At 43.1% G+C, this 2,274-nt stretch carries 2 protein-coding genes; both read right to left on the bottom strand.

What is annotated here, in order from left to right; genetic code table 11:
- Nucleotides 1-72: 72 nt before the first annotated feature.
- On the bottom strand, nucleotides 73-1,155 hold the full coding sequence (locus QUA44_RS30400; RefSeq protein ID WP_333257624.1) for a reverse transcriptase domain-containing protein: 1,083 nt from the start codon (nucleotides 1,153-1,155) through the stop codon (nucleotides 73-75).
- A 539-nt stretch (nucleotides 1,156-1,694) separates the two neighbouring features.
- The gene (locus tag QUA44_RS30395; RefSeq protein WP_333257627.1) at nucleotides 1,695-2,180 is read right to left on the bottom strand and encodes a transposase; all 486 of its coding nucleotides are present in this window, start codon (nucleotides 2,178-2,180) and stop codon (nucleotides 1,695-1,697) included.
- Nucleotides 2,181-2,274 lie beyond the last annotated feature (94 nt).

Here is a 2,274-nt window from a genome sequence, read left to right as displayed (position 1 = left end):
AGGCTATTTCTGCCCATTCTTGTGACTACTTTCCTATGCCCGAGCTCATTCCCATTTTTCAGACCTGAATCCTTACCAATTAACGATGTTCTTTACCTTCAAACGGAATTTTTTAAAGTTATCCACTGAGGGGTAGCTTTTAAATCTTCCGTCGCTTAACACTTTGAAATGCCAGCCGAGAAAGTCGAAGCCATCTGTCGCAGCGGTAATCTTGGTCTTTTTAGCACTTACCATCATTCCTCTTGCTGCTAAAAAATTATCGATTTCGGCAAGTATTTTTTCTGCATCGTCTTGAGGTCTAAGCATTATCACCATATCATCCGCATAACGGATTGATGTTTCGACAATGTTTGACGCTGGGGTTTTATCGGTTATTCTAAACCCATCCTTATGGTATCTATGAATACTTTCAATCCCGTTAAGAGCGATGTTGGCTAAAAGGGGACTCACCACCCCACCTTGAGGAGTTCCTTGTTCCGGGAAATCGGGGTTGACCCCAGCTTTTAGGCATCGGAAGATTCCGAGCTTGACACATTTGGGTGCGATCAAGTTGTCCATTATGGTGGTGTGGCTAATCCTATCGAAGCATTTTTCAATGTCGAGTTCGATAACTCGTTTATCTATTCCTTTTGCGCTTGAGCGTAGATTTAGGAACAGGAGTTTTTGTGCATCATGTGCGGAACGTCCAGTTCTAAAGCCGTAACTGTAGGCGTGGAAAGTTGCTTCGTGTGCTGGTTCTAAGGCGTATTTGGCGAGACATTGCCAAATTCTATCCGCGATAGTTGGGATTTTTAGCATTCTGGTTGTCCCGTCCTTTTTAGGGATTGGGATTTCCCGTAGTCCTTGATGATGCCAATTACCTGCCGACTCTTTGAGTATTGTTTCTAGGTCGAAACGTCCTGTAAAGTCTAGGGATTTTACACCGTCAACACCTGCTGTTTTCTTACCAGCGTTTAGCTGCGTTACTTGTCGAATTGCTAGAAATCTTGCAGCTTTGGATTTCAGAATGAGTTTTTGCAAAAACCTTGCCTTCCGCGTGTTTCCTGCTCGAACTGCTTTGAATATTCTTCTTTGTAGGCGGAATAAATCTTTGCGGAATTTCTTCCAGGGTAGATTCTTCCAAGATTCACTAGCGTTGTCACTGTGCCTAATCATGCTCTGCTCCGTTGAATATTTTCTGAATACCTTGCGAGAATTACTTCGCATCCTACCCGTCTTGAGAGAGTTCCGTATCTCATCTTACCTACATGGAAATCGACGTATCCATGACTCTCAAGTCGTTTTTATTCGTTCCCTCAGATGATTGATTGTTCCGTTAGGTGTAGCCATTTTAACTATCAGAAACCCCGGATTCTGAACGCTATTCCGGAAAAGATGCGTCGGGTTTTATCTCTGATGAGGTCAAGGTTTTTATGTTATGCCCTGCCTATATCTAAGTTACTTTTCTAGGCTCGGTTTCACCGTGGGAACTCCCTGTTAGCATCAGTGTCAGCCCATAACGGCTGTCTGATTGTACCCTGTTCCCAGCTTCACTCTCCAAGAATTGAGCTTGGTCGGTGTGGGCAGATAAGGAGTCACGCATGAATCTTGCGGGAAGGACTTACACCTTCATCAATCTGAGAGTTCAGTGCTCAACCTAGGGGTCAAGTTTCACTGGATTAGTTATTTACGGATTGATTACCGAGATTCACTAATCAACGAATCGCACTCCCAGAGATGTTTAAATCTTCTAGGGCAATCACATCGACGTTGCGAGACACAATCTTGTTAGCAACTTTCCATAGGTAAGCTTGACGTTTATTACCAATCTTTTGATGAAATTGCCCAACTCTGATAGCCGCTTTTTTGCGGTTTTTGCTACCTTTGACCTTACGGCTAACTCGCCTTTGTCTATTTTTTAGAGTCCGCTTAGCTTTTTTGTTGGTTGCAAACTTGGGATTCTCGATTTGATGTCCATCAGAAAGGTGAACCAACTTAGTTATTCCTAAATCGCACCCTATTACTTTGGGATTATTACCAAGAAGTTTAGCGCTGTATTCAGGTACAGATTTATCCTCTATTCTGAGGGAAATATACCAACCATTTTGACGTTTTCTAACCGTGCAAGCCTTGATGGTAAACCCATCTGGGATTGAGCGAGAGTTATGAAATCGCATCTGGCCCAGTTGAGGGAGATAGATTTTATTGCCCTTTAGTTTGACTGTAGTTTAGACTAACCAAAGATGAGAACGGTGGCAAAAGAAGAACTAGAGCCACCGCGCTAGGAGAGAATGA

The sequence above is a fragment of the Microcoleus sp. N9_A2 genome, from assembly GCF_036701775.1.
GTDB lineage: Bacteria > Cyanobacteriota > Cyanobacteriia > Cyanobacteriales > Microcoleaceae > Microcoleus.
This window is presented reverse-complemented; position numbering and strand designations above follow the sequence as displayed.